Origin of the sequence: Variovorax sp. RKNM96 (assembly GCF_017161115.1) — a bacterium.
Taxonomy (GTDB): Bacteria; Pseudomonadota; Gammaproteobacteria; order Burkholderiales; family Burkholderiaceae_C; genus Variovorax.
Window position 1 is genome coordinate 5,556,568 of record NZ_CP046508.1, and the last position, 26,568, is coordinate 5,583,135.

At 56.9% G+C, this 26,568-nt stretch carries 23 protein-coding genes and 1 tRNA gene; 1 reads left to right on the plus strand and 23 read right to left on the minus strand.

Translation table 11 applies throughout. From position 1 onward, the window contains the following. Positions 1 to 252: 252 nt before the first annotated feature. The 20 genes from GNX71_RS25710 to GNX71_RS25805 form a co-directional block, all read right to left on the minus strand. On the minus strand, positions 253 to 2,193 hold the full coding sequence (locus tag GNX71_RS25710; RefSeq protein ID WP_241027349.1) for a nucleoside-diphosphate sugar epimerase/dehydratase: 1,941 nt from the start codon (positions 2,191 to 2,193) through the stop codon (positions 253 to 255). A 205-nt stretch (positions 2,194 to 2,398) separates the two neighbouring features. After that, positions 2,399 to 4,654: a polysaccharide biosynthesis tyrosine autokinase gene (locus GNX71_RS25715; protein ID WP_206175044.1), complete on the minus strand. Its 2,256-nt coding sequence runs from the start codon at positions 4,652 to 4,654 to the stop codon at positions 2,399 to 2,401. Then, positions 4,651 to 5,085, minus strand: coding sequence for a low molecular weight protein-tyrosine-phosphatase (locus GNX71_RS25720; protein WP_206175045.1), 435 nt, complete (start codon positions 5,083 to 5,085; stop codon positions 4,651 to 4,653). The genes GNX71_RS25715 and GNX71_RS25720 overlap by 4 nt, the downstream gene beginning before the upstream one ends. Before the next feature lie 132 nt (positions 5,086 to 5,217). Further along, on the minus strand, positions 5,218 to 5,610 hold the full coding sequence (locus GNX71_RS25725; RefSeq protein WP_241027054.1) for a VanZ family protein: 393 nt from the start codon (positions 5,608 to 5,610) through the stop codon (positions 5,218 to 5,220). Continuing rightward, entirely contained in the window at positions 5,603 to 6,187 is a 585-nt protein-coding gene (locus GNX71_RS25730) for an acetyltransferase (protein ID WP_241027055.1), read from the minus strand. The genes GNX71_RS25725 and GNX71_RS25730 overlap by 8 nt, the downstream gene beginning before the upstream one ends. Before the next feature lie 8 nt (positions 6,188 to 6,195). Then, a complete protein-coding gene (locus GNX71_RS25735) occupies positions 6,196 to 6,756 on the minus strand; it encodes a sugar transferase (RefSeq protein ID WP_206175046.1) in 561 nt (186 codons plus the stop codon). Next, the gene (locus tag GNX71_RS25740; RefSeq protein WP_206175047.1) at positions 6,740 to 7,699 is read right to left on the minus strand and encodes an SDR family oxidoreductase; all 960 of its coding nucleotides are present in this window, start codon (positions 7,697 to 7,699) and stop codon (positions 6,740 to 6,742) included. The genes GNX71_RS25735 and GNX71_RS25740 overlap by 17 nt, the downstream gene beginning before the upstream one ends. Next, positions 7,696 to 8,949 (minus strand): glycosyltransferase family 4 protein, encoded by a 1,254-nt coding sequence (locus GNX71_RS25745; protein WP_206175048.1) that lies wholly within the window; start codon positions 8,947 to 8,949, stop codon positions 7,696 to 7,698. The genes GNX71_RS25740 and GNX71_RS25745 overlap by 4 nt, the downstream gene beginning before the upstream one ends. 7 nt (positions 8,950 to 8,956) lie before the next feature. Then, entirely contained in the window at positions 8,957 to 10,093 is a 1,137-nt protein-coding gene (wecB, locus tag GNX71_RS25750) for a UDP-N-acetylglucosamine 2-epimerase (non-hydrolyzing) (RefSeq protein ID WP_206175049.1), read from the minus strand. Positions 10,094 to 10,114: 21 nt separating this feature from the next. Then, a complete protein-coding gene (locus tag GNX71_RS25755; protein WP_206175050.1) occupies positions 10,115 to 11,242 on the minus strand; it encodes a capsular polysaccharide biosynthesis protein CapF in 1,128 nt (375 codons plus the stop codon). Between the two features lie 4 nt (positions 11,243 to 11,246). Beyond that, a complete protein-coding gene (locus tag GNX71_RS25760; RefSeq protein ID WP_206175051.1) occupies positions 11,247 to 12,299 on the minus strand; it encodes a polysaccharide biosynthesis protein in 1,053 nt (350 codons plus the stop codon). Further along, on the minus strand, positions 12,296 to 13,099 hold the full coding sequence (locus GNX71_RS25765; RefSeq protein WP_206175052.1) for a glycosyltransferase: 804 nt from the start codon (positions 13,097 to 13,099) through the stop codon (positions 12,296 to 12,298). Before GNX71_RS25765 ends, GNX71_RS25760 begins: the two co-directional genes overlap by 4 nt. A gap of 35 nt (positions 13,100 to 13,134) precedes the next feature. Continuing rightward, the gene (locus GNX71_RS25770) at positions 13,135 to 14,220 is read right to left on the minus strand and encodes a glycosyltransferase (protein WP_206175053.1); all 1,086 of its coding nucleotides are present in this window, start codon (positions 14,218 to 14,220) and stop codon (positions 13,135 to 13,137) included. Continuing rightward, a complete protein-coding gene (locus GNX71_RS25775) occupies positions 14,198 to 15,445 on the minus strand; it encodes a hypothetical protein (RefSeq protein WP_206175054.1) in 1,248 nt (415 codons plus the stop codon). The genes GNX71_RS25770 and GNX71_RS25775 overlap by 23 nt, the downstream gene beginning before the upstream one ends. Before the next feature lie 179 nt (positions 15,446 to 15,624). Beyond that, the gene (locus GNX71_RS25780) at positions 15,625 to 17,010 is read right to left on the minus strand and encodes an oligosaccharide flippase family protein (RefSeq protein ID WP_206175055.1); all 1,386 of its coding nucleotides are present in this window, start codon (positions 17,008 to 17,010) and stop codon (positions 15,625 to 15,627) included. 1 nt (position 17,011) lies between these two features. After that, positions 17,012 to 18,100, minus strand: coding sequence for a DegT/DnrJ/EryC1/StrS family aminotransferase (locus tag GNX71_RS25785; protein WP_206175056.1), 1,089 nt, complete (start codon positions 18,098 to 18,100; stop codon positions 17,012 to 17,014). Then, a complete protein-coding gene (locus GNX71_RS25790; protein WP_206175057.1) occupies positions 18,097 to 18,687 on the minus strand; it encodes an acyltransferase in 591 nt (196 codons plus the stop codon). The genes GNX71_RS25785 and GNX71_RS25790 overlap by 4 nt, the downstream gene beginning before the upstream one ends. Before the next feature lie 17 nt (positions 18,688 to 18,704). Then, positions 18,705 to 19,652 (minus strand): Gfo/Idh/MocA family oxidoreductase, encoded by a 948-nt coding sequence (locus GNX71_RS25795; protein WP_206175058.1) that lies wholly within the window; start codon positions 19,650 to 19,652, stop codon positions 18,705 to 18,707. A 24-nt stretch (positions 19,653 to 19,676) separates the two neighbouring features. Then, positions 19,677 to 20,981, minus strand: a complete 1,305-nt coding sequence (gene tviB / locus GNX71_RS25800) for a Vi polysaccharide biosynthesis UDP-N-acetylglucosamine C-6 dehydrogenase TviB (RefSeq protein ID WP_206175059.1) — start codon at positions 20,979 to 20,981, stop codon at positions 19,677 to 19,679. A 143-nt stretch (positions 20,982 to 21,124) separates the two neighbouring features. Beyond that, on the minus strand, positions 21,125 to 22,198 hold the full coding sequence (locus GNX71_RS25805) for a polysaccharide biosynthesis/export family protein (protein ID WP_206179685.1): 1,074 nt from the start codon (positions 22,196 to 22,198) through the stop codon (positions 21,125 to 21,127). A gap of 867 nt (positions 22,199 to 23,065) precedes the next feature. Between GNX71_RS25805 and GNX71_RS25810 the strand changes: the two genes are divergently transcribed. Continuing rightward, entirely contained in the window at positions 23,066 to 23,290 is a 225-nt protein-coding gene (locus GNX71_RS25810; protein WP_206175060.1) for a hypothetical protein, read from the plus strand. Positions 23,291 to 23,803: 513 nt separating this feature from the next. On the opposite strand, the gene GNX71_RS25815 is transcribed toward GNX71_RS25810, so the two are convergent. The 3 genes from GNX71_RS25815 to serS all read right to left on the minus strand — a co-directional run bounded on the left by GNX71_RS25815 (position 23,804) and on the right by serS (position 26,543). After that, the gene (locus GNX71_RS25815; protein WP_206175061.1) at positions 23,804 to 24,688 is read right to left on the minus strand and encodes a hypothetical protein; all 885 of its coding nucleotides are present in this window, start codon (positions 24,686 to 24,688) and stop codon (positions 23,804 to 23,806) included. Between the two features lie 375 nt (positions 24,689 to 25,063). Next, positions 25,064 to 25,153, minus strand: a tRNA-Ser gene (locus GNX71_RS25820). 58 nt (positions 25,154 to 25,211) lie between these two features. After that, positions 25,212 to 26,543, minus strand: a complete 1,332-nt coding sequence (gene serS / locus GNX71_RS25825) for a serine--tRNA ligase (RefSeq protein ID WP_206175062.1) — start codon at positions 26,541 to 26,543, stop codon at positions 25,212 to 25,214. Between the last annotated feature and the right edge of the window lie 25 nt (positions 26,544 to 26,568).

Sequence of the window (26,568 nt, forward strand, 5' to 3'; positions counted from 1 at the left end):
TTCAGGCCTTCGTCTCGATGAGGACGTCACCCGCATCGGGCATGCGCAAGGCCTGACACGGATTGACCTTGAGCGAGCAACTCAAGGCGCAACGCGCGCCATTAGCAAAAACGATGTCTTAGCTGGAAGGGTTCGCGATGGGTCCCAGCCAGCGGGCACCACGCCATAGCAGCAGCATCGCAGCGCCAGTCAAACACCGAGAGCGTATTCAGGAAGTTATCGCCGTTGCGTCGCGCAAGCCCTGTTGATGCTTCAAAGCGCGACGGCTATCGGCAGATCGGAGTTGGCACTCTCGTCGGTGCGATCCACCACGGTCATCGCCAAACGATGCCGTTCCATGTGCACCCAGTCGACCACTTCCGCATGGGCACGATAGCCGGGCAGCATCTGCTGCAGCGTGCGCTTCAGTGCCGGGACATCGCTGTTGCGAAGCGCTGCGTCCAACACCTCGAACTGGCGCCACAACTCTTCCTGCGGCAGGCAGACCTCGTGCGCCTTCATCACGCGCGGATGCAGGGTCGGCAAGGCGTTGTCGCCGATCAGCAGCTCCTCGTAGAGCTTCTCGCCCGGCCGCAGCCCGGTGACATGGAGTTCGATATCGCCATCGGGAGAGGCTGCATCCCGCACCGTTCGCCCTGACAGTTCCACCAGCCGGCGCGCCAGATCGATGATGCGCACCGGTTCCCCCATGTCGAGCACGAACACATCCCCGCCTTCGGCCATCGCGCTCGCCTGGATCACCAGTTGTGCGGCCTCGGGGATAGTCATGAAGTAGCGGGTGATGTCCGTGTGCGTGAGCGTGATGGGGCCGCCCGCTTCGATCTGCCGGCGAAACAGCGGGACCACCGAGCCGCTGGAGCCCAGCACATTGCCGAAACGAACCATCGAGAAGCAAGTACTGGATTTTTGTTGCGCGAGTCCCTGCAACGTCATTTCGGCCAGGCGCTTGCTGGCTCCCATGATGTTGGTCGGCCGCACCGCCTTGTCGGTGCTGATCAGCACGAAACGGCGGACCTTGCACTCCATGGCTACCTGTGCTGCCGTGAGCGTGCCAATGGCGTTATTGCGCACACCCTCGATCGGGTTGTGTTCGACCAACGGCACATGCTTGTAGGCCGCTGCGTGATAGACCGTGTCCGGATGCCACGCGCGCATCACCTCGCGCAACCGCGCCGCATCGCACACCGAAGCCAGCAGGGGAACCACGTGAATGTGAGGCGCCAACGCTTCGAGCTCCTGGTGGATTCCATAAAGCGCGTACTCGTTCATCTCCACCAGCAGCAGCGTCTTCGGCGAAAGCTGCACGATCTGGCGACACAGCTCGCTGCCGATCGACCCGCCAGCCCCGGTCACCAGAACGACTTGATGGCGGATGTTCTTGTGCAGCAAATCGCCCATCGGCGCAACGGGATCACGGCCCAACAGATCCTCGATGTCGACCTCGATCAGATCGTGAACCTGCACCCTGCCGTTGGCCAGATCGGCCAGCGCCGGCAGCGTCCGCACATGCAGGTACAAAGGCAACAATTGGTTCAGGATCTCGGCTCGACGCGCACGACCGGCCGATGGCATTGCCAACAGGACATCAGTAATGCCCAGCCTTGCGGCATTGTTCTTGAGCCAATCTGGCGATTCGATGCGCAGGCCATGAAGCGTGTTGCCCTGGAGGCGCGTGTCGTCATCGACGAACGCGCGAACCATCATCTCGCGACTTTGGGTCATTGCGGCAGCCAACTGCAACCCGGCACCACCGGCACCATAGATCACCACTTGCGGCAGCGCTTTTCGATCGATCGCGCTCATGTACATGCCGCCCAGCCAATAACGCGCGAACATGCGTGAACTGGCAACCGTCAGAAAAAGCAGCAATGGCATCAGGAAGCCTACCGTGCGCGGCACACCACTCACACCGACTACGGAAAACAGGAGTCCGTAACCAACGCCGAACAAGGTGCATGCGCGCACGATGGCCATCAAGGCAGCGGGGCCTGCGTAGCGAAAGATGGCCCGGTACAACCCGAAGACGATGAAGAGCGGGAGAGCGCCCGTGATCGCCACTGCGACCGCTGACCAATGGACTCCACGCAAAGGTACCCACTGCTCGTAACGAAGACTGAACGCTATCCAAACGCAAAGGACGCAAAGCGTCGCATCGACAGCCAAAGCCAGCAGGCGTTTGGCAGGGCGAGACATCGCAAGCAAGGGTGCTGCAAGACGGTTGATCAGAACTCTCACCTGGAGTGAATAATTGTTTTTAGCGGATAACAATTTTCCACGAAGGCCGCCTGATTGCCTCCCTCATTCAGGGTATCAAGTTACCCTGAAATGTGTGTTTGTGTTTCGTCAGTCAGACTATTCCTACACTACTGTCCGTATCGGCTAGTACACCCCCGACGCCTCAACCGGCGTCCTTGTATTTGTATTCGGTGTAACGGTACCCACCATATTTGTAGCCATAGCTGCCGTAGTGCCGACGCGAGAGGTCCATGCCGTTAAAGACAACGCCGCTGACCCGCTGACCTGCGTGCGCCAGGCGCTTGACGCTTTCGTTGAGTTCACCAAGTTGCGTGAGACTGTCGCGAGCCACCAGCAGGATCGCACCGGCGTATGCCGCAACCGCCGCGGCATCGGCAGCCACAAGCACAGGCGGGCTGTCGATCACAACCAAGTCGTAGCGCGCCGACATGGCATCCAGGAACTCCTTCAGCGCCGACGACAACATCATGCTTGCCGGATTGAAAGGGTAGTTACCTGTGGTGAGTACGTCGAGATTAGGGGTTACCTGGCTGTGAATCGCCTGCTCGCCCGTCATATCGCCAGTCAGGACGTCGGCAAGCCCTCCCTTGCGCGGTAGGCCAAAGGCGGTGTGAAGATGGCCCTTGCGCAAGTCGGCATCGATCAGTAGCACGCGTCGACCGGCCTCGGCCATGATGGCCGCGAAGTTGCCTGAAACGAAGCTCTTGCCCACCCCGGGCGTGGCACCGGTGATGAGCACGCGGTTGTTGCCACTCTCCATCAAAGCCAATTGCAGAGAGATGCGCAGGTTGCGTAAGCTCTCTATAGCGAGGCTTTCAGGCTCGGTGATGGCCAAGACCTGAACCCCTCCGACACCACCCGCAATGCGCTGCAGGATTCGCTCCTGCTCGACAGCGAGGGGGACGACGGAATAAACATTCAGACCAAGGCGATCTTCGATCTCCTGCGGGTTGTTGATGCCGCTGGCCATCTTGCTGCGCACTATGGCGAAGGCAATACCCGCCAGCAACCCCAGCACCAGCGATAGCGCGACAACCAGAGGTTTTTGCGGTTTCACAGGCTTTTTTGGTTCTGTAGCCTTGTCAAGCAAGCGAACATTGCCGACTTTGCCTTCCTTGACGAGGCGCAACTGGAGGGAGCTGTTAAGCAGCGATTTATAAAGCTCACCGTTAACACGAACATCCCGCTCCAGTCGCAGCGCGTCGCGCTGAACAACTGGCATGGCGCTCACACGACCGTCGATTTCATCGAGTTCGCGGCGAAGGTCCGATATCTGACCGTCGATCACACCAACCTTCGGATTCGTTGCAGTGAAACGAGAGCGCAGTTCACGTCGCAGCTGTTCTGACTCGAGCAATCGCTTTTTCAGTTCCACTGCCTGACCCAAGATGGCCTTTGCTTCCTCGTCGAAGGCAATAGTTCCGTTCTTGTTGCGGAAGCCCGCATAAGCATCTTCCGAGACTTCGAGTTGCTTCTTGAATTCAGGCAATTGTTGGTCAAGGAATTCGAGAGTCTTCTCCGCTTCAGCCGCCTTACGCTCGATGTTCTGGTGCACATACTGAGCGCCGATTTCATTGAGGATTCGCCGCAAGCGATCGCGATCGCTGTCCTCGAGCGTCACGCTGATCACGTTCGATTGTTTGCCTTGCTCACCAAGCTGTACGCGTCTTTGCAAGTCCTCCGTAGTGGTGAGCAAAGACGCACGCGAGACGACGAACTCCGCACCAGGTTTTCCTTCGAGTTTCGACACCATGAGTGTGATGGTGCCTTCCGACATTTTCTGGCTCAGCAGCTTACCGACGGTGCCTGTCAGCGGACCTGGCAGATCGGGATGGGCGAGCGTGTACTGGCCACCCGCCTGCGCGGTGATCATGAATGGCTGCTGATCCTCAAGTGCCGCAGGAATATCGAATTTTGCGATGTCGATCGCCTCGGTGCCCGACACGTAGCCGCCCAAGCCCAGGAAGCCGGGCTCGGACAAATCCTTGGCACGCCGCGCGAGCCATTCGCCAATCAGCGGGATGCGTCGCGGTTGTGCGTCGATGTACAGGCGAGTTGCCTCGACCGCCCCACCCATGATCATGCGTGACCGAAGAATCTGAATTTCGCCGGTTGCGGGCGTCTTCACATCGAACAGGTTGGCGGTATCACCGAGGAAGTTCTTCGCGTCAGGCGCCGAGTCTTCGACCTGAATCAACAGGTTGGACTGATAGACAGGCGTAGACAGAAGCGCGTAAGCAACACCCAATGCAATGGCGACGGCAGTGATACCCGCCACCAGCCATTTGCGGTCGATCAGAATGTCCAAGTACTCGGACAGGTTGATTACGTCGTCGTCTTCGCGCGGAAGTACTGCATTGGAGACTGGAGATGCCGAAGGGGAAGCGAAGGAAGTCATGAGAGTTTCTTGATGCGCTCGACCCATGCACTGGCGCCGTCGTCGATGAGTTGCAGGGCTCGCTCGAAGGCCGGCCGGCCCAAGCGGTAGGGATCGGGAATGTCCACGCGCGCGACCTCACCGAGACGGAACAGCTTGCCGCGTGTAAGTGGGTACTTCTGATTGACGTGCAGCCGTTGCTCTTCGTCCATGACCAGGATCAGATCGGCTTCCTGGCACATCGGATTGGTCAGCTGCCGCGCACGATGAGACTCGATGTCGAGCCCGCGCTTGGCCATGAGTTCACGCGCCAATGCGTCCGCAGGGTTGCCCACAAGTGCACCCACGCCAGCCGATGTCACCTTTACGTTCGGCAAAGCGGCGGCAATCAAGGCTTCCCCCATCGGGCTGCGACAGATGTTCCCGATGCATACAACCAGTACGGATTTCATCGTGCGGGGCGCTCGTTCCAGAAAACGGCGCTTGTCAGCCGCAAAGGACAATTAATCACAGTTAGAACTCCCTTTTCTTAACGATATTTTAGTTGTTGGCTGTCACACGGTTGTTACTGACACTCGCGGCGATCACCCCTGAGACCGTCTGCCCAGCCATTGCCACATGCGCCGGGCCAGCATCTCGCCGAACAGAACTCCGGCGCCGTCAGCAAGCAGGTCTGCACACTCGGCGGACCGGTCAGGGGTGAACGCCTGCAGTACCTCGATGAGTCCGCCATACGCCAGGAGTCCCCAAAGAACGGCGGCGGTGCGTCCCGGATAAGCGCGATGTCCCAAAAAGGCAAGCGTTGCAAAAGCCAGCAGATGATTGGTCTTGTCCCAACCAGTGGAAGGAATCGGCGCAGTAGCCGGGGCAAGCGACAAAACGAGGACCGCCACGACGCATATCCCAAATGCAATGCGCGACACCCGGCCGATTTGCGGCCCCAGCATCTTTTTCCCGTGAGCGATGTTGTCAGGCACGCACCACCTCACCCGGTTGCAGTACACGGTCTTCAGCCACCTTGGCTCCAAGAGCGATTGCGGCACCCACCGGCATCCAGGCACGGCGCCCCAAAACGCTGCCACCGGCCATGCCTGCTTTCACCCCCAAATGACCGAACGGCTCCACGATGCAGTCATGATCGATCACCGCACCGCAATTCACGATCACGCCTTCGCCCAGTTGCGCTCCCGTGCCCACGACCGCGCCGGCCATGATCGCACTGCCCTGACCTACCGAAGCCCTGGTCGATACAACGGCGGCGGGGTGAATCACCGTTGCCAAAGGCAATCCCTGCGCCTGCACGCGCTGATGCAATGCTTCGCGCAACACGTTGTTGCCGATGGCCACGAACACCGCGTCGATTCGGTCCCTGCATGCACTCAACATGGCAGTCGCTCCCCACACCGGCCAGTCCCACAAGCGCTGCGCGGGTACGGCCGCATCGTCAAGGAAGCCCGCCAATACATAGTCCCCTCGGAGCAATACCGCTTCCGCAACGCTGCGGCCGTGGCCGCCCGTGCCAATGATCAGCAAGCGCTTTGTTGCCATCGTCATACCTGCATTCAATGCGTCACGCCATCGCGCCTGAGCACTTTGACGAAGGTGAGCCAGAGAATGCGAATGTCGAACCCCAAGGAACGGCGCTGAAGGTATTCCACATCGAACTGAACCTTGACCGGAATCGGCAGTTCGTCGCGCCCGTTGACCTGAGCCCAGCCGGTGAGCCCCGGCACCAATAGATGCACGCCGCGCCCTGTCCGCAACTCGATCAAATCTGTTTGATTGAAAAGTGCCGGACGCGGCCCCACAAAGCTCATATCCCCCATCAGGATGCTCCACAGCTGAGGCAATTCATCCAGGCTGCTCTTGCGCAGAAATGGACCGATGGGTGTCAGGTACGCCTTGGGGTCTGAAAGCAGATGCGTGGCCACTGCCGGCGTCCCGATCCTCATACTGCGGAACTTCGGCATCTTGAAGATCCGATTGTTGCGGCCCACCCGGTCGGACCAGTAGAGAGCCGGTCCAGGCGAAGTAAGGCGCACAGCCAGTGCAATGATTGCAACCGGCACCAACAACACTGCGGCTACGAACAGCGCCAGAACCAAGTCAAAAAGACGCTTCACGCAAATACCCTTCTGCGGCCTTCTTCAAGCCCTCGTCAACCGTGATCGGTGGCGTCCATCCCAACACCCGCTTGGTCTTGGAGATGTCCACCTGCAACGAGCCACAGAGTCGTTGTGCGACATTGGCTCGACCCAACATCGAAGCGCCTCGCTCCAGCCAGCTCGCCGGAACAGGGAGCAGCCGAGCGGGCTTCCCCATGGCTTGCCCCAGGCGTTTCAGCAGCTGTGCGGTGGAAAGATCTTCATCGTCCGAAACCAAAAAAGTCTGATTGCCCGCCGCGGGGTGGTGCGCGCAAGCAACCAACAGATCCACCAGGTTGTCCAGCGACACCATGCTTCTGCGATTGGCGGTGATGCCCCCGAGCGGCAACGGAATTCGGCGCGCGACGATGCTCATCATCGTACGGAAGTTCGCCTTGACGCCCGGTCCGTATACGAGAGGCGGGCGAACGATCACCACTTCCATTCCGGTTTGCGTTGCCAGTTCATGCAAGGCCTGCTCCGCCTCCAGTTTGGAAACGCCATACGGATCGACCGGAGCTGTCGGCCCATCCGCTGAAAAGGCGTTGCCAATCAGCGTTGCTTCTCCGTTGGCTTTGATGGAGCTTACGAAGACAAAGCGCCGCACCCCTGCCTCTGCGGCTTGCCGCGCCAGCCGCAACGTTCCGTGAAGATTCGTGCGCCGATATTCCATCAATGGATCGCTCGCACCATCCGACATCACATGGACGCGGGCAGCGGTATGGATCACCGCGTCAACATTGGCGACAGCTTCTTGCCAGTCAGTTTCCGCACTGAGGTCACCGACCATTGCGGTTTCAACCTTGAAATTCTCGAGCGCGGATTCACGACGAATCGCCGCGCGTACAGGCAGGCCATCAGCGAGCAGCCGCGCAATCAGCGCAGTGCCCACAAAGCCCGTCGCTCCTGTTACCAAGATCATCTTGCCTCGCTTTGTTTTTTTGTGACCGAGGCGGGAAAGGACAGCGATTGAAGCCATCCTTCCAGTCGATTGATCAGCGCGCCGCGCTCGAATTCGCTGGCACTCAACGTAAGGCCATTCGCGCCCATTGCCTTGCGTTCTTCAGCTGATTTTTTCGAGAGGTCCAGAACCGCATTGGCGAGCCCCTTGTGATCCCCCGCGTTGCAAGTCAAACCGGCCGCGGCATTTCTCACCACGTCGGCACCCTCGCCATTCAGCATGGCCACTACGGGAACGCCTGCGGCCAGATACGACTGGAGCTTGCCAGGAATGGTCATCGAGAAGATCGGCTCGTTCTTCAAGCTGACCAGCAATGCATCGGCATGTTTGAAGAAAGCGGGCATTCGCTCCACCGGGTGCCGTCCGAGCATATGGACGCACTCTTGCAATCCGCGACGTTGGATTTCATCGGCCACCCATTGCGCCATTCGGCCGTCACCGACGATCAACCAACGGATGTTCCTGTGTTCCTTGAGCATCTCTGCCGCCGCAAGGATCGCCGGGAAATCTTGAGCATCGCCGATGTTTCCAGCGAACATCACATTGAAGCTCTCCGGTTGGACCTGTACCTCAGGCGCAGCAACCGCCTGATCTACATCGAACAGCATCTCGGCCCAACTGGGGAAGTATTCGACTCGGGCGCTATTGCCCGCGTACTTCTTGATTTGGGGCACAAAGCTTTTCGACTGCGCCAGGATGAGGTCACAGCGCTTGTAGATGAACGACACAAGCCGCCCCACCGAACGCAGGATGAAAGGCGAGCGAACCACGCCGATGGCTTCCAGCGTCTCGGGCCAGAGGTCAAGAACCCAGAAAGCCAGCGGTGCCCGCTTTACCACACGCAATGCAACTGCGGGCACGCCGACCGTGATGGGCGATGGCTCATAGGCGAGAACCGCGTCAAAGTCGCGCCCTCGCAGCTTCCACGGCCCAAGCACGGAGGCACTGATCGCGAAGGTCGCAAAGTTCAGCATCAACCGGATGCCTCCCTTTCCACGTGCAGACATGGGCACGCGGACAATCTCTGCGCCTTCGTAGCGCGCAAACATCTCGGGGTCATCGCGGTACGCGGGGAACACTTTGCCGTCGGGGTAGTTGGGCACGCCAGTCAGCACCGTGACCTGGTGGCCACGCCGCACGAATTCGGCGACAAGATCATTGATCCTGAAGTTTTCCGGCCAGAAGTACTGAGAGACGACGAGCAATCGCATAGTGACGTCAGTACTTCTTCCAGACCACGCGGTTCACGTAGTCGGTGTAGCTGTGAACGATCCGCAGCACCTTGTCCGACACATTGGGCATGCTGTAGTCGGCCACCTGGCGCAGGCCGCGCGCATCGCCTCGCGGCTGACTCTCCAGAATGGCCAGCCCCTGGCGCACACGCTCCACCTCGAGCCCCACCATCATCACGGCCGCCTCTTCCATCCCCTCAGGCCGCTCATGCGCCTCGCGCAGATTGAGCGCCGGAAAATTCAGGATCGACGACTCCTCGTTGATCGTGCCGCTGTCGGACAACGTGGCGCGCGCCGAGAGCTGCAGCTTCACGTAGTCGTGAAAGCCCAGCGGCTTCAGCAAGCGCACCTGCGGATGAAAGCGAGCGCCCGTCGCGTCGATGCGTTTTTGCGTGCGCGGGTGCGTCGAGACGATGACCGGCATGTCGTGGTCTTCGGCGACGGCATTGAGCACCGCCACCAGCTTGCCAAAAGACTGCGGCGACTCGATGTTCTCTTCGCGATGCGCACTGACCACGAAGTACTGCTCGGCCTCCAAGCCCAGGCGCTGCAGCACGTCAGACGCCTCGATGCGCGGGCGGTAGTGCGTCAACACCTCGAACATCGGGCTGCCCGTCTTGATGACCAGGTCGGGCGGCAGCCCTTCGCGCAAGAGGTAGTCGCGCGCAATGGTGCTGTAGGTCAGGTTGACATCCGCCGTGTGGTCCACGATGCGTCGGTTGGTCTCCTCGGGCACGCGTTGGTCGAAGCAACGGTTGCCCGCCTCCATGTGAAAGATCGGAATCTTGCGGCGCTTGGCCGGAATCACCGAGAGGCAGCTGTTGGTATCGCCCAGCACCAGCATGGCCTCGGGCTGCACTTCGCCCAGCACCTGGTCCACCGCGATGATGAGGTTGCCGATGGTGTGCGCCGCGCCCGTGGCGTTGGCTGCACTGTTCAGAAAGTGATCGGGCTTGCGCACGCCCAGGTCGTCGAAGAAGACCTGGTTGAGTTCGTAGTCGTAGTTCTGGCCGGTATGCACCAGCACGTGGTCGCAATGCTCGTCGAGCCGGGCCAGCACGCGCGACAGACGAATGATTTCGGGTCGGGTGCCGACCACGGTCATGACTTTGAGTTTTTTCATTGAATATCCAAAGTCCTGGGGCTACAGCGGACACGCAAAGGTGTCTGGCCGCGCGCGATCGAACACCTCGTTGGCCCAGAGCATCACGACCATTTCCTCGGTGCCGATATTGGTGATGTCGTGCGTCCAGCCGGGTACGGTCTCGACGATTTCAGACTTGTCGCCCGCGGTCACCAACTCGTGGGTTTCGCCGGTGTGCATGTGCCGGAACTTGAAGCGCGCCTGCCCCTTGATGACCAGGAACTTCTCGGTCTTGCTGTGGTGGTAGTGGCCGCCCCGCGTGATGCCCGCGTGCGCGGTGAAAAACGAAAACTGGCCGGCGTCCGGCGTCTTGAGCATTTCGACGAACACACCGCGCGCGTCGCCGTGCTGCGGCACGGTGTAGGCAAACGACTCGGGCGGCAGGTAGCTCACGTAAGTCGAATAGAGCGCGCGCACCAGGCCCGTTCCCACGCAGTCGGTCATGAGGGTGTTGCGGCTGTCCTTGAACGACTGGATCCGACGGGCCAGTTCGCCCACCGTGGTGGTGTATTGCGGCGTGACCGTCGCAAAACCGTCGGCGTCCACGGTGGCGTCGGCGCCATCCATGAGCTGGACGAAACGCTCGATGACATCGTCGACATACACCAGCGTGACCGGCGCGGCCGGGTCGTTGACCTGGATCGGCAAGTCTCGCGCGATGTTGTGGCAGAAGGTGGCTACGGCCGAGTTGTAGTTGGGCCGGCACCACTTGCCGAACACGTTGGGCAAACGGAAGACGTGCACCGGAATGCCGAGGCTGGCGGCTGCGGCTTGCAGTGCTTCTTCCGCGCCGCGCTTGCTATTGCCATACGGGTTGTCGCGGCCCGCCTGCGTGGACGACGTGTAGACGATCGGCACCTTCTTGCCAGTTGCTTTCGCGATGTCGCCGACGGCGCAGCAGAGGCTCTGCGTGAGCTCCGCGTTGCCGGTGGCGAATTCCTGCGGGTCTTGCGGGCGATTGACGCCTGCGAGGTGGAAGACGAAGTCCACGCCCTCCAGCAGCGCCGGCAGTTGCTCCACGCTGTGGTCGCGGGTGAAGCAGACCACCTGCACGTCCTTGCGTTCGGCCAGGTGCAGCTGCAGGTTCTTGCCCACGAAACCGCCAGCGCCGGTAATCAACACCTTCATCGTCTTATCCCTCTGCCACGGCGGATTCACCCCGTGCGATGCGCTGCATGAAGTCGAGCTTGAGCAGCAGCTTCTTCATGCCTTCCACATCGAGGCGGGTGGTGTTGTGCGAGTTGTAGTCTTCGCCGTGCGAGCTTTGAGTGATGCGCTTCTCGCCCTGCTCCACGTACTTGGCGTAGTTCAGGTCGCGGCCGTCGGGCGGCACGCGGTAGTAATCGCCCTGGTCTTCGGCACAGGCCATTTCCTCCCGGCTCAGCAGCGCTTCATAGAGCTTCTCGCCATGGCGCGTGCCGATTTCGCGCACTTCGTGATCGGGCTTCTGCATCAATTCCAGGATCGCCTGCGTCAGCACCTGCACCGTGGCCGCTGGGGCCTTTTGCACAAAGATGTCGCCGTTGTTGCCGTGCTCGAAGGCATGGAGCACCAACTCGACAGCATCTTCCAGCGTCATCATGAAACGGGTCATGGAGGGGTCGGTCACGGTGATGGGCTTGCCCGCCAGCACCTGCTCGACGAAGAGCGGGATGACCGAGCCGCGGGATGCCATGACGTTGCCGTAGCGGGTGCCGCAGATGACGGTGTTCGTAGTTTCCAGGTTCCGGCTAGCGGCAACCATCACCTTTTCCATCATTGCCTTGCTGATGCCCATGGCGTTGATGGGATAGACGGCCTTGTCAGTGCTGAGGCACACGACGCGTTTCACGCCTGCAGCAATTGCGGCTTCCAGGACGTTTTCGGTGCCGAGGACGTTGGTGCGGACTGCCTGCATTGGGTGGAATTCGCAGGACGGTACTTGCTTGAGTGCCGCCGCATGGAAGACGTAGTCCACACCGCGCATGGCTGCACTCACACTGCGCGAGTCCCGTACATCGCCGATATAGAACTTGAGCTTGGGATGGTTGTAGCGCTTGCGCATGTCATCCTGCTTTTTCTCGTCGCGGCTGAAGATGCGAATTTCAGCGATCTCGGTATGGAGAAAACCTTTGAGGACGGCATTGCCAAAAGATCCAGTCCCTCCCGTTATAAGCAAAACGCCTGATATGTTTCTCTTAGTCATAGCATGCTCCTGTAATCGGGATACCCTGCTTTCGCATATTCATATATTTGCCTTCTCGGAATTTTTGCTGTCGAAACACTCTCTGCATGGACAACTCGAAGCTTGGGCTCGTACCAGAGCACGCCTCCCGCATCATGTATTTGCTTCGAGAAGTAAGCTTCTTCGCCATATAAAAATTGCGGGTAGTCTAAATTACTGAATTTTTTCAGGAATGCAGGAAGAAGAATGTAACAGGCGCCAATTCCCATATGAATCTCGCACCCCTCTTCCAAAATCGGCAAAACTCTCCTTGTGGGTCGGAATACGGCCAATATGCGAACCATTAGCTTGGCAACAAAGTAATTTGTGTAGTACAGGTCAAATTGAAACCGCCTCAGCCAACCAATTGGAGATAGAACGTGCGGATTTTGATGATAACCATCAATAGTTATTACATCGGGAGCAATTGCCAAAATAGGCTCTTCATATTTTGAAGATAGCAAGCCAATGCAAAAGTCCCTTTGAAATTTCAAATCATTATTGCAGATAACAACAAAATCTGAGCTTGCCTCGCTCAAACCCAAATTTAACCCCCCGAAATATCCTAAATTCCCATCGGCTCCGATAATTTTTATCTCAATGGTCGGAAAGTTAAAATCATTCAGCGCCTCAAGCTGCTCCGCAGACTCCGAGTTATCAACCAAAATGCATTCCAACTCAAAATGCTCGCCCACCCCGTCCTGCGATTCCAAAGAGCGGCAAAAGTCCAACGTGACAAGATGGTTTTTATAATTAACGGAGACAAAGGATATCTTTTTCATTTCAGACCAACAATTTGAGTCATGCGTTCAAAATATCAGGAAGGCAAAAACCACTTGACTTTGGTTTTAAGGTCCATGTGTTCAAACGCAAAATTGCGTATCCCTTCTTTGTTGACATTTTGTGCGCCAAGCTTCTCGTACCAGCGAATGAGTTCATGAATATCGACAGGCCTATCGTCATTGCTGACGTGAAAAGCAAAATTTGGAATCGGCTCCAAGTCGATATCATCGCCCGAAACCACTAACGGCATTCCCCGGGCGACATACTCTCGAGTCTTCAGGCTGGAAGCAGATTGCATTCCCTTTCGGTACAACCCGAGAGTGGAGATCCCTATGTCTGCAATATCAAAGAAGGAATCCAAATCATCATGCGATTTGAATCCCAGAAAAAAAACCTTCTCCGCTATTCCCAGGCGCTCCGATGCACTCTTCAATTCTTTAATAGCATCACCGTCACCGGCAATATAAAATTTCACTGCGACGTCGCGTGAATTTTCCACAACATAATTTGAGATGCCAACCAATACGCGATCTAGGCCATGCCAAGAGGAGACTTTTGCAACCGCCAAAAGAGTCAAGCATTTGCTTTCAAGGAGAATATCCTTGCGCTTTATCTTGTATCTCGCAACCTCTATTCCGTTTGATAGCAATTTTATTTTGTTTTTCACGCCAAACGAAAAATAACCAGATTCGCCCGCGTATTGAATAATTCTATTAAATGGCAACAACGAGAGGGGGTAAAAAATGGAGACAATAATTTTTCTTGCGCTTATAGCCATCCACGACATGTTTTCGCGGAGTTCAAACTCTCGAAGAACCACGGTAAGTGGCGTGGGTATATCTATTACGAGATATTTACCCATCAGCCGAAGATACAGAAAAACAAATAACAGAAGAGGCAATTGAAAGAAATTTCGAATCACTATCACATCAGCTTTTGATTTCAGCAACTCGCGCGCTAGCTCACGAAAACCACGAGAGGTCGCTGGGAAATTTCTATTTTTCGCCTCACAGCCGGAATTATTTAATGTTCGGACAGTGTCATCTATCTTTCTGAAAATTCCAGGATACTTCCCTGCTTCAAAAAGCGAAAAATACTCAACGCTTCGGATTTTCGACATGATCAACAAAACCTTTATTGAATTCCCGAAAATTGAGCCCGTCCAACCTGAAAAACCAAAACCCAAGCGACATCCAAAATGGAAAAAAATTAATAGATTTAACAAATACCATGGATATCAAACAAAACACAAATAAAAGAATTCCAAACTCATCGAGAGACGTCCGCAACTGAAATCTGTAGGCGAATATTTTTTTGGAAATAAAAAACATCGACGCGGCAAATAAAATAAATGGGACTACACCAAAAAACTGCCATGCACTCAGCAAGTTGTGCGAGTAAGCACCTAGCGAATAAAATTTCTCAATCAAATAGCCCGGGTCACCGTAAAGCGCCTGCCGCGGCAAACCATCTAACGCTCCCCAAAAAAATAGATCGCGCGCAGCCTCCGATTGGTCTTCAGAAAACCCATCGTAAAAAATCATCTTTTGAACCTGAGCATCATTCAGATCGATTTTCAAAAGAAATAACGCCAGAATCAGTACGGCAAAAGACCCGCCCAAAAGCACTGTAGATTTAATCAATCCCAGCCTGGACGCATAAAAAACGCAGCAGGTCAAAATGAATACGAATAGATTAGCTCGTCCGCCCAAACAAAAAAATAATAATGCGCCACCTGCAAATGCCAGGAATTTGTATGGTCGAGTCGAAAGCGCGACGGGCAGCAAGAGTGCTACCACGGCATACGAGCCAATTGTCAAATGCGATATTTCCAAATCGCTTGGTTTTTCGTCGGAAATCGATTTGTAATTTAAAATCAGCCCGTCATTTAAATTTGAAGCGACGCACACGAAAAAAACAAGTGCGGGGATAAGAAAAAATTTTTTTCCGAAATCCTGGTCGCCCAAACCCTGCATTGCGGCACCCAAGCAAAACCATGTGAGGCCTACCAGCAAATAATTCAGCGACACTGATGCAGGGGTTAAGCCATCGATCATCAATGAATCGGTAGCCAATAGTTGTTGAAGCACCACCGAAATGGAGATTGAGCCCAACAGAATCAATGCGAGAAACAAACCAGAACTTAATTCCCAGGAAGATTTTCTCTTTGAAAATCTAAAAACCACATATGCAAAACCTGCCAATGCCAATGGATAGCTAAGATAGTTCGAAATTGAAATACTGGGCCAATTATAAAAGAACCAGGCCACAAAAGTAATTATTTTCAATCCAAACAAGGCAACCGACAATTTTGCCAACGAACGAGAATGAATCGAAATGGTCATCTCAACCCCTTCATTCGGTGATATTTTTCAACTGGAACGACATGGGCTTTATTTATCGCGCGTTAATGCATTAATCACTTGCATGTTCTCAATTAATCTTTGCGCATCACTTCCAAATATCAAATGAGAAAGATTGCTTTTTTAAAAAAATATTTGCAATTTTGCCTTGACTTATCGACTCACAAATACATGCGCAATACCTGCGAAACAAGACCTGCGCCGCACCATAGCAAGATAATCAAGCCATTTGACCGAAATATTTCTATTAGTCCTCGAGTGGGCATTTTCAATATCCACGTCATTGCCCCAAAATACAACAAATAAAAAACGGCCCCTGATAGCGCGAAAGATTCAACAATGTACGACGGCGCAATCCAAGCCGACAGGCAAACAACTCCGACGCGCAACACTAGCCCCACTAGCTGAATCAGTAACGCCAACCGTTGATTTCCAGTAACGTGAAACGCCATCGAGACAGGCGACGTCAAAAATTGCATTAGAAACCACGGCGTCATCCATGCGACGAGTTCACCCGCGCGCCGCCATTTTTCTCCGAATATGAGCGGAAAAATCATAGGCGAAACGGCACCAATGAATAACAATGGACCAAAGCCGCTTTTGAATAATCCATTTATTATTTTTACTGTGAATTGCGTCAATCGCCCTTCTCGAAATTCATCAGGCGCACGCGAAAGATAGACTTGAGAAACGGCACCACCAATTAGACCAAGGGGAACGGCCATGGCTCGCATTGCCAATATTAGATAACCTGCTTCCGGTCCTACAGATAGTGCTGCGATTAATATTACTGGGAGCTGGCTACTGGCGGTGTTCGCAAACGATTCAAAAGTCGAAAATTTTGGGAAGCGATCGTATAGCCGAAACATTTGACGCATGCCCCGCAAATTTATGCTTTTTAGCGCAGCACCGTCCTCACGAATTGCGTTCCGTCCGAGTCCAAATAGGCCAGCGCCACTGTTTATGACTTGCCCCAAGAGCAATCCCATAGGAGTAAAGCCGGCGAATCCAAGTCCGATCTGTGTACCTGTCGCTCCAATAGCCTGACTCATCCGGGTTTTTGCGATGAGTCCAAACCGTTTTTTTCGCGTAGTCCAAAATTGCGTCGCAGAGTACGAACTTGTCAACCAGATACCAAAAGGCAGCAGCCAAAGGTAGGGAAGCAGGTCCGGCTGTCCGACTAAATTGATAATTTGGGTGGGCCACAGGTAGACGACAAATCCCGATAGCAACGCTACTACGGCGCTTGCGCACAGCGCCACGGCGAATAAGTTTGCGGCGTCATCGTCATACTCAGGCATTGGAATTGCGAGCTCCAACCTCAGACATGCGGCAACGGAAATTAGTGAAAGAATTGAAGCAAAAACGGCAAGTACACTGAAGTCAGAGGGTGTATAGAGTCGGGTTACGAATGGCAATGCCAAAACGGTAAGAGCCTGAGCAAAAGCGGTACCTCCGACGAGCAGGCCAATCGAGCGGGCGAAGCCCTCTCGATTTAAAGACTCCCATTTCGAGCGCAGAGTTTTCGCAGCGCGTCGGAAAAGCATTTCAGTTAGAGGCCGTTAGCGCCGCAGCGACAGCGACTTGATCAGCCAAAGTCAGATACGCGTGCATCGGCAGGCTAAGAACTTCCCGTGCTACTGTGTCCCCAACAGATAAATCTGCCGTAGCGTCCGCCACCGCTGGCTGCAGATTTAGCGGAAGAGGATAGTGCACTGCGGTCGGCACACCAGCCGAATTCAAGCGCGCCTGCAGCGTTTCGCGATCCTGCACTCGCACGGTGTACTGTGCCCAAGCGCTTCGGTTTTGCGTCTCGATGTACGGTAGCGCAACAACATCGGCCTTGCGGAGTACAAGTCCATACTCCGCAGCCACACGCTGACGATTAGCGATTTCGTCATCGAATATCGCCAGCTTTGCCAGCAGCACTGCAGCCTGCAACGTATCCAGCCGGCTATTCACCCCCACACGAATATGGTGATACCGCCGATCCTGCCCATGGCGGGCAATCTGCCGCATCACCTTCGCCAATTCGTCATCGTTGGTGAATATCGCCCCACCGTCGCCATAGCAGCCCAGCGGCTTGCTCGGGAAGAAACTCGCGCACGCGATGGTGCTGAGGTTGCAGCTTTTACGCCCCTTGTAAGTAGCACCAAAACTCTGCGCTGCATCCTCAATCACCGGAATTCCGTGTTTCGCGGCAATGGCATTGATCGCGTCGAAGTCCGCACACTGTCCATACAGGCTCACCGGAACAATGGCCTTGGTCCGCGGCGTGATCGCAGCCTCCAGCAGCGCCGGGTCCAGGTTGTAGGTGCGCGCATCGATGTCGACGTACACCGGTTTGGCGCCCAGAAGCGCCACGGTTTCGGCGGTGGCGATGTAGGTAAAGCCCGGGGTGATGACCTCATCGCCCGGCCCGATGCCAAGCGCCATCTGGGCGATCTGCAAAGCATCGGTACCGTTCGCCACGGTGATGCAATGCTTGGCACCCGTATAGGCAGCAAGCTTCTCTTCCAACTCGGCCACTTCAGGCCCGAGGATGTATTGACCATGTGCCAGCACGCGCTGAATCGCCGCGTCGATCTGGTCCTTGATACGGGCTTGCTGAGTCTTGAGGTCGATGAATTCGATCATGGCTTCTTGGCATCCAACTTGGTCACGGCATTGCCGTCGAGTACATAGCGCGCACCGGTGTGCGCGCAAATGGCTTCTGCTGCGCCTTGCAGCGGCAACGCGAGTTGCTCGCCGAATTCGCTCATCCAGCCGATCTGCCTGGCGGGCACACCGACCATGAGCGCATAGGCCGGCACGTTCTTGTTGATCACGGCGCCGGCGCCGACGAAGGCATATTCGCCCACGGTGTTGCCGCAGACGATCGTGCAATTGGCGCCCAACGTCGCACCCCGCTTCACCAGGGTGCGGCGATATTCGTCCTTGCGTGTGACAGCCGAACGTGGGTTGTAGACGTTGGTGAAGACCATGCTCGGCCCGCAAAACACGTCGTCTTCCAAAGTGACCGCGTCGTAGACGCTGACGTTGTTCTGGATCTTGACGTTGTGCCCGATGGTCACGTCATTGCCGACGTAGACGTTCTGGCCAAGCGAGCAGCCCTCGCCAATGGATGCCTGCGCGCTGACGTGCACCCAATGCCAGATGCGGGTGCCATCGCCGATGCGGGCGCCCTCGTCGACGATCGCGGTGGGGTGGGCCTTGTATGCCATGCCGAACTCGCGGGGCGTCAGGCGAGATGCCGGACGAACGGATGCACTTCGCCCTGTTCGCCCTGGACGGGCGTAGCGCTGCGAATCACATTCACGGTCTCGATGCAATGACGCGCATCCTCGAGGCCATAGCCGCGGCCGGCCAGGATTTCCTTGTAGCTGACCGTGTGCAGGTCGGTGAAGCCTTCGGAGAACTCGAGTTTCTCGCCGCTGATGTCGATGTTGCGGAAGGTGGTCTTCTTTCCCTTCACCTCGGCCGGCAGATCGTTGGCGTCGATGGACAGGAACCAGCGCACGCGTGCGCGTTCGTATTCGAGATAGCCCGCCGCCTTGGCCGTGCCGCTGTAGTGCACCACGTTGCGCTGCAGCTTGCCGAAGATGAAGTGCAGCATGTCGTAGAAGTGCACACCGATGTTGGTCGCCACGCCGAACGACTTGCGGTTGTCGCCCTTCCAGCTTTCCATGTACCACTTGCCGCGCGAAGTGATGTAGGTCAACTCCACGTCGAACTTGGTGTCTACGGGCGCGGCGGCAACCTTGTCGCGCAGCTTCAGGATGGCGTCGTGATGGCGCAGTTGCAGGATGTTGAAGACGCGCTTGCCGGTTTCCTTTTCAACGCGCTCCAGTTCGTCGACGAGGTCCGGCGTTGGCACCAGGGGCTTCTCGCAGATCACGTCGCAACCCAGGCGCAGGCCTGCAGCGATGTGCGGGTGATGCAGGTAGTTGGGACTGCAGATCGCTACATAGTCGAGCGCCGTCGCAGGGTTGCGCTTGAGCTGCTGCGCGTGCTCGTAGAAGCGTTCGAACTCGGTGAAGAACTCGCTCTGCGGCGAGATGCTGTCGATGATGCCGACCGAATCGTTGATGTCGTAGGCCACCGAAAGGTGGTTGTCCGTGTCCTTGATGGCACGCATGTGGCGCGGAGCGATGTAGCCGGCAGCGCCGATGAGAGCAAAGTTTTTCATGTCGAGAAAGAAACGGGGAATGGCTTACAGGCGGAACACGGAGAAGCCGCTATCGCGGGCTTCCTGTGCGTTGAAGAGGCTCTTGACGTCGACCAGCACGGGCTGCTCGCCTCGGCACAAACTGCGCAGCTCAGCTACGGTCGCGCGGCGGTATTCGTTGTGGCCCACGGCAACGACAAGCGCATCGACCGGGTGGTCTGCATCGACCTTGCCGAGTTGAAGGCCGTACTCGCGCCCCACTTCTTCGGCTTCCGCCCACGGGTCCACAACCTCCACGGAAGCACCCCACGCCTCGAACTCGCGCACCATGTCCACGATCTTGCTGTTGCGGATGTCCGGGCAGTTCTCCTTGAAGGTGATGCCCAGCACGCCGATGCGGCAGCGCGGCACGTCCATGCCGTTCTTCAACATCAACTTGATGGTGTTGCGGGCCACGTAGCGCGCCATGTTGTCGTTGATGCGGCGCCCGGCCAATATCACCTGCGGGTGGTAGCCGACCTGTTCGGCCTTGTGCGTCAGGTAGTACGGGTCAACGCCGATGCAGTGCCCGCCCACGAGACCCGGACGGAAGGGCAGGAAATTCCACTTGCTGCCCGCGGCCTCGAGCACGTCGAGGGTGTCGATGCCAAGGCGCTCGAAGATCACCGAGAGCTCATTGACCAGTGCGATGTTCAGGTCGCGCTGCGTGTTCTCGATCACCTTGGCGGCTTCGGCCACCTTGAGGCTGGTGGCCTTGTGCGTGCCGGCGGTGATGATCTCGTTGTAGAGCGCATCCACCAGGTCGGCCACCTCGGGGGTACTGCCGCTGGTGATCTTCTTGATCTTGGTGAGCGTGTTGACCTTGTCCCCCGGATTGATCCGCTCCGGGCTGTACCCGCAGAAGAAGTCGACGTTGAATTTTTTGCCACTGAACTTTTCCAGCACGGGCACGCAGACCTCTTCCGTCGCGCCCGGGTACACCGTCGACTCGAAGATCACGATCGCGCCGGCTTTCATCACCTTGCCGACGGTTTCGCTGGCCTTGATCAGCGGCGTCAGGTCGGGCCGGTTGGCGTTGTCGATGGGCGTGGGCACGGTCACGATGAAGACGGCGCACTCGCGCAGGTCGTCGAGGTGCGATGTAAAGGCCAGTTGCATGGCGGCCTTCAGTTCTTCGGGCGTGGTCTCGAGCGTGTGGTCCTGCCCGTTTTGCAGCTCGGCAATGCGCTTGGCATTGATGTCGAAGCCGACCACCTGGCGCTTCTTGCCGAACTCCACGGCCAGAGGGAGGCCCACGTAGCCGAGGCCAATGATCGCGATCGGTTGATTTGAATGAATGGCTGCTTGCATGATGGATGGCTGGAACAAAAAAATTGACGGCTAGGTTCCTGGAGAAGCCCTGCCGTCATACCGCGCTCGCGGTTGCTGTCTTTCGATTCAAGTGAGTCCATGCCCCGCCGTCGAGGCGGTGGTGGACTTCTCCCCCTGGCTGACTAACGATGCCTGACGTACACCTCGCTGGCGTTGTTGACCACCGTGGCCGACGGCAGGATCAGGCTGACGACGCGGTTCCACTTGACCAGCGGCACGGGGTCGATATAGACCACATCCTGCGGCTGCAGCCGGAACTGGCTCGCGATCGCCATGGCAGCCGGATTCTTGGCATCGAGATTGAAAACGGCGGGCGCCCCCGTGGCCCCCTGGCGGATGACGTAGATCTGTCCCGCGTTGGCGGTTGCATTCTGCGGACCGCCGGCCTCGCCCAGCGCCTCGCTCAGGCTCAGGCGGCCGTTGCTGCGCATGTTCAGGGCCAGCGGCGCCACGACCTCGCCCATGAGGAAGATCTTGGAGTCTTCGCGGTGCGCCACGCGAACGGTGTCGCCGCTCTTCAATGGAATGCTGTTGCCGTCGTAGCCGGCCTCGCGCAAACGGGTCATGTCGATCGGGATCGACTTTCCATCGCGGATGAGTGTCAGGGCAGACAGGTTGCCGTTGGCCGTGATGCCGCCGGCCCGGTTGATGGCCTCGTTCAGCGTCATCGGCACGTCGGTGATGATCTGAGACCCGGGGGTGCGCACTTCACCCTCGACATAGGCGCGGCGGCTTCTGAAGGACTGGATGCGCACCGTCACCTGCGGGCTCTCGACATGCGGCTTCAACAGCTCGCGAATCAGGTCGGAGGCACCGCCTTCGCTCAAGCCGGCGACACGCACACGGCTGATGTACGGGAAAGCGATCTCACCTTCGGAATCGACGATGAAACCAGGGGCCACCTGTACGCCGGTAGGGTCCGCGGACTGCGAGATGACCGCGCCCGCGTTGGGCAGCAGCTCAGGATGGTCGTAAACGATCACACCCACCACGTCGCCCGGCCCGATGGTGTAGCGCTCGCTCTTGCCGAACAACGCCTGCACTTCCGGCGGCACGCCCTTGGGCGAGGTCTGGGCCAGCGTGCGCACGAGCGCGAGAGAAATGGGGGTGATCGCGCCTTCAGGTGCCGCGTCGGGCAGGTAGCGGAACTCGGATGGCAACTCCTCGCGTCCGTCGTAAGCGTCCACGGAACCCATGCCCGGCACGATCGCGCAACCTTGAAGCACCAGCGCACCCGCCAGTGCCGACGCCCATGCCAAGACGTTCGAATTTCTTCTCAATCTGTTCCCCCAGAAGTCATATTTACCAGCAGCGCACGCAAGAGGCCGTGCGCAGTTTCTCCACACAATTTTTCAGGCGCAGTGGGTATCGACGAATTTTTTGTAAAAAATCGTTTACTCTTCACACTGGAACTCACAATTGAGTGAGCTGGTGAAAAGGCAGTGACGGCGCCAAAGTCGCCATCAGAGTCCCTTGGCCGTCTCCGAAGAGATTGGGTCACCCAAGTTCATCGTTGCAAACTTTCTCCCTTATCGTACCAGCGCAACCTGTCACTGATCGTTTTCGAGACGATCGGTGTGAGTAAAGGTGCGTCCGAATTCGCCCTCGATCCATGAGTCCGCAGCGATTATTGGAGCCGCTTGGCGCTGGAGACATCAAGCCGCTTCCACGCTAGAACACCTCGAAAAACCGGCCAATCCCAGCGAAGTGGGCGCAGTTCGGCGCGTCGTGCCGCAGGTGAAGCGGCGCCCTTGACGGGTATTCCGACAACTTCGGGCTCGGTGCGGCAGCACGCCGACCACACCGACGCAAGCAATGATTTTGAACAGTTGACTTTGCTCCAAGGCGCTCATCCAGCGTGCGGAGCGCTCTGGAAATCAGAGCGCATCTCGTGATCTCGACGGCTCAGCAAGAGTCTATTTGTAGCAACAAAGTTTACAAATACCGCGAACATGGTAGTGCTGCAGTCATGCATCACTGGAAGAATGCTGCATCGCAATACATCTGCCGATAAGCCATAGAGCTTGGCAAGGGGGCCTCATGACATCCAGACCACCCTCTTCATGCACAACCTGTTTTCTGCCTGCCCATGCGGCATCGAGCATCTTAGGCGCACGCGCCGCAGCACATGGATGCGACTCTTGTCGTGGCTGCGCCTCTACCGCTGCGATAACTGCGGCAAGCATCAACTCCATTCCGAACGGGAGATCGATATGGCAAAGGCTAAAAAAGATGCGCAGACTCGTTTTGCGAAGAATGCCGATCCCGGCTTCCCTAGACACTTTTAAGCAGATCGCATGAGATGTTGCGACGGCATCCAAGGCCATGGAACATTTCGCTGCATTCGATGGCCTCCAGTTTTGATCTAGTCGCGCATCAAATAGAAAGTCGGCGCATGCGCTCCTACTCGAGCAACTGGGGAAGCTCTCAGCAACGTCGTGGATGCCAATATTCAACATGGTAATGCCCAAGTTTGATTGGACTCACTGGCATTGAACCGCCTCCGAAGGAGGGTGAGCGCAACCACGACAGGTTTATTCGCTAAATTTGTGACCATCTCGCGCGATAGCCGGCTTGTGATCGCGGTCCTTTGAATATATGCAGGTGAACCGCAACGTGTTTGTGGCACGCTTTATTCAGATCGCACATGCCCGCGAACAACACAATGATGCCTCCCTACTCCAAGGCAAGCAATGGCCAGCGGAATTCCCCGACGGCCAACCATCAAACAGTCGTGATGCGGCAAACCTACAGGTAGCGGTAGGCCTCCCGCTAGAGTAGGACGAGCCGAAGAATATTGGCTAATTTTTGATTGAATGTGACTTTAGAAACTTCAAAGTCTGCTGCCACCATTCAACATTAGGATCCCACTTTTTTTCAGGCTCGTGATTCCAGATCACGACACCATCGGCATACTTATAACAAGTCTCTAGCTCCAACCCCCAATACTTCGCGGAGAGATACTCCCCACGAAGTTGCTGATTGGAAGAATGATATTGCGGCCACAAATAGCAGTAGACGGGCTTGCCAAATCTTCTTGCATCTTGCAAAGTTTGCTCTGCATATTTTTCCCATCCATCCTGATCATCGTAGAGCGTATACAGAGATGGGAATATTGCATCCACGTGCGAAACAAAATCATCCAACGCTTGGTCGTTTGACTTTTTCCACATCTGCTTCTGCACCCCTTTAGTCTGGTCTATAAGAGGAAAATATACCCTAGCCGGCACCAAGCTGTAGTATCCAAGCTTAATTCCAGGGCGAACAGCGCGGATGCTATCCAAGACCTTTATCAATTTCTCCCGATTCTTCGATCGCTCATTTTCGGTGTTTGTGTAAAGGGGCCATCTCTCTATGTCAATAACCAACGGTACTGGCCCAATCTTCACTCCGTCTATCAAATCTTTCAACTCACCCCCTTCAACCATTTGATCAGATACCTTTGAAGGAAGTAGTGATGCTTCGTAGATAATCGGGCTTCGCAAAACCCCAAATTCAGAAACATCTACTCCGCCTTTGTAACTCATGGTTTGCGTTACGATAAAAGATTTTTTTGATGACTGAGCATGCAATGGGCTGCTCGCACCAACAGCCATTAGCATGAAAATCACCAAATGATTTTTCATTTTCAATCTCGCCATAATACTTGAGCTATCACTAACTCGGAAAATTTGGACAACATTCATTTAAATGGATCTTTTACCCGCTATCAAGGCGAAATGATTGATTTCACAAAGTGTTTCAATTAACAACTAGTGCTGCGGGAGATTATTGGGAGCTTTCAGTTTCTGCCTTTGAATTGCAGCGCCCCTTTGACGCGACCATCGGCAGAACCGACACGTTGGTTCGCGCCTTCGCCCGAGGAAGGTCGCGGCGCCGAACGACGCGTATCTGCGCCATGCGCTGAAGCCCCAGCCTTACCAAGATATCGGCCGCTAGGCGGTGAACGGAGTAGTTCAGCGAAGATGTACACCCATTGATCGATGGGCAATCCCCATACCCGACGAAGGCCCAAACGAAAAAGGGCTAGTAGCCCGCTGACTACTAACCCTTGAATTCGCTGGAGGAGAGGGAGGGATTCGAACCCTCGGTACTATCGCTAGTACGCCTGATTTCGAGTCAGGTACATTCGACCACTCTGCCACCTCTCCGGTGCTGTCGAGCCTACGATTATAGCGGATAAAAACGGGGCTTTTGAAGCTCGCACGCTCAACCGCGCAACACTTCCAGTCCGCCGATGTAAGGCCGCAGCGCGGCCGGCACGTTGATCGAGCCGTCTTCGTTCTGGTGGTTTTCGAGCACCGCCACGAGCGCGCGCCCCACCGCCAGGCCGGAGCCGTTCAGTGTGTGCACGAGCTCGTTCTTGCCCTGCGCATTCTTGAAACGTGCCTGCAACCGGCGCGCCTGGAAGGCCTCGCAGTTCGAGACCGAGCTGATCTCGCGGTAGGTGTTCTGCGCCGGCAGCCAGACTTCGAGGTCGTAGGTCTTGGTCGAGCCAAAGCCCATGTCGCCGGTACACAGCAGCACCACGCGGTACGGCAGCTCCAGCGCCTGCAGCACGGCCTCGGCATGGCCAGTCATCTGCTCGAGCGCGTCGTAGCTCGTCTCGGGATGGACGATCTGCACCATCTCGACCTTGTCGAACTGGTGCTGGCGGATCATGCCGCGCGTGTCGCGCCCAGCGCTGCCGGCTTCCGAACGGAAGCACGGCGTGTGGGCCGTGAGCTTGATCGGCAATTGCGACTCGGCCACCACCTCGTCGCGCACGAAGTTGGTCAGCGGCACTTCGCTGGTCGGGATCAGGTAGAGCGCCGAATGGTCGGGCGCGGGCTCGCCGTCCTGGCCGCCCTTCTTCGCGGCGAAGAGGTCGCCTTCGAACTTGGGCAGCTGGCCGGTGCCGCTCAACGTGGCGGCGTTGACGATGTAGGGCACGTAGCACTCGGCATAGCCGTGCTTCTCGGTCTGGGTGTCGAGCATGAACTGTGCGAGCGCGCGGTGCAGCCGGGCGATCGGGCCCTTCATGACGCTGAAGCGCGAGCCGGCGAGCTTGGCGCCCATCTCGAAATCGAGGCCCAGCGGCGCGCCGAGATCTACATGGTCCTTTGCCGCGAAGGCCAACGGCGTGGCGTTGCCGCCGGCGCCGCCCTGCGGGCTCCAGCGGCGCATTTCGACATTACCGGTCTCGTCCTCGCCGACCGGCACGCTGGCGTGCGGCAGGTTGGGCACCGCGAGCAGCAGGGCCTGCAGCTCGGGCTGGATTTCTTCGAGGCGCTTGGACTGCGATTCCTGCTCGGCCTTGAGCGCGTTGACCTCGGCCATCAGCGCGTCGGTCGATTCGCCCTTGGCCTTGAGCGGGCCGATCTGCTTGTTCAGCGCATTGCGGCGCGCCTGGATTTCCTCGGTGCGGGTCTGGACGGTCTTGCGCTCGGCTTCGAGCGCGCTGAACGCCGACACGTCGAGGTAGGGCTGGTTCTTCTTGCGTTTTTCGAGGCCGGCCACAGCGGAGGCCAGGTCTTTTCGGAGCAGGGTGATGTCGAGCATCCGCCGATTTTAGGTGGGGCGCGGT

Coding starts and splice junctions, on each gene's coding strand:
- GNX71_RS25710 (WP_241027349.1), bottom strand. CDS start 2,193: ATGTCTCGCCCTGCCAAACGCCTGCTGGCTTTGGCTGTCGATGCGACG.
- GNX71_RS25715 (WP_206175044.1), bottom strand. CDS start 4,654: ATGACTTCCTTCGCTTCCCCTTCGGCATCTCCAGTCTCCAATGCAGTA.
- GNX71_RS25720 (WP_206175045.1), bottom strand. CDS start 5,085: ATGAAATCCGTACTGGTTGTATGCATCGGGAACATCTGTCGCAGCCCG.
- GNX71_RS25730 (WP_241027055.1), bottom strand. CDS start 6,187: ATGACGATGGCAACAAAGCGCTTGCTGATCATTGGCACGGGCGGCCAC.
- GNX71_RS25740 (WP_206175047.1), bottom strand. CDS start 7,699: ATGATCTTGGTAACAGGAGCGACGGGCTTTGTGGGCACTGCGCTGATT.
- GNX71_RS25745 (WP_206175048.1), bottom strand. CDS start 8,949: ATGCGATTGCTCGTCGTCTCTCAGTACTTCTGGCCGGAAAACTTCAGG.
- wecB (WP_206175049.1), bottom strand. CDS start 10,093: ATGAAAAAACTCAAAGTCATGACCGTGGTCGGCACCCGACCCGAAATC.
- GNX71_RS25755 (WP_206175050.1), bottom strand. CDS start 11,242: ATGAAGGTGTTGATTACCGGCGCTGGCGGTTTCGTGGGCAAGAACCTG.
- GNX71_RS25760 (WP_206175051.1), bottom strand. CDS start 12,299: ATGACTAAGAGAAACATATCAGGCGTTTTGCTTATAACGGGAGGGACT.
- GNX71_RS25765 (WP_206175052.1), bottom strand. CDS start 13,099: ATGAAAAAGATATCCTTTGTCTCCGTTAATTATAAAAACCATCTTGTC.
- GNX71_RS25770 (WP_206175053.1), bottom strand. CDS start 14,220: ATGTCGAAAATCCGAAGCGTTGAGTATTTTTCGCTTTTTGAAGCAGGG.
- GNX71_RS25775 (WP_206175054.1), bottom strand. CDS start 15,445: ATGACCATTTCGATTCATTCTCGTTCGTTGGCAAAATTGTCGGTTGCC.
- GNX71_RS25780 (WP_206175055.1), bottom strand. CDS start 17,010: ATGCTTTTCCGACGCGCTGCGAAAACTCTGCGCTCGAAATGGGAGTCT.
- GNX71_RS25785 (WP_206175056.1), bottom strand. CDS start 18,100: ATGATCGAATTCATCGACCTCAAGACTCAGCAAGCCCGTATCAAGGAC.
- GNX71_RS25790 (WP_206175057.1), bottom strand. CDS start 18,687: ATGGCATACAAGGCCCACCCCACCGCGATCGTCGACGAGGGCGCCCGC.
- GNX71_RS25795 (WP_206175058.1), bottom strand. CDS start 19,652: ATGAAAAACTTTGCTCTCATCGGCGCTGCCGGCTACATCGCTCCGCGC.
- tviB (WP_206175059.1), bottom strand. CDS start 20,981: ATGCAAGCAGCCATTCATTCAAATCAACCGATCGCGATCATTGGCCTC.
- GNX71_RS25805 (WP_206179685.1), bottom strand. CDS start 22,198: ATGGGTTCCGTGGACGCTTACGACGGACGCGAGGAGTTGCCATCCGAG.
- GNX71_RS25810 (WP_206175060.1), top strand. CDS start 23,066: ATGCACAACCTGTTTTCTGCCTGCCCATGCGGCATCGAGCATCTTAGG.
- GNX71_RS25815 (WP_206175061.1), bottom strand. CDS start 24,688: ATGAATGTTGTCCAAATTTTCCGAGTTAGTGATAGCTCAAGTATTATG.
- serS (WP_206175062.1), bottom strand. CDS start 26,543: ATGCTCGACATCACCCTGCTCCGAAAAGACCTGGCCTCCGCTGTGGCC.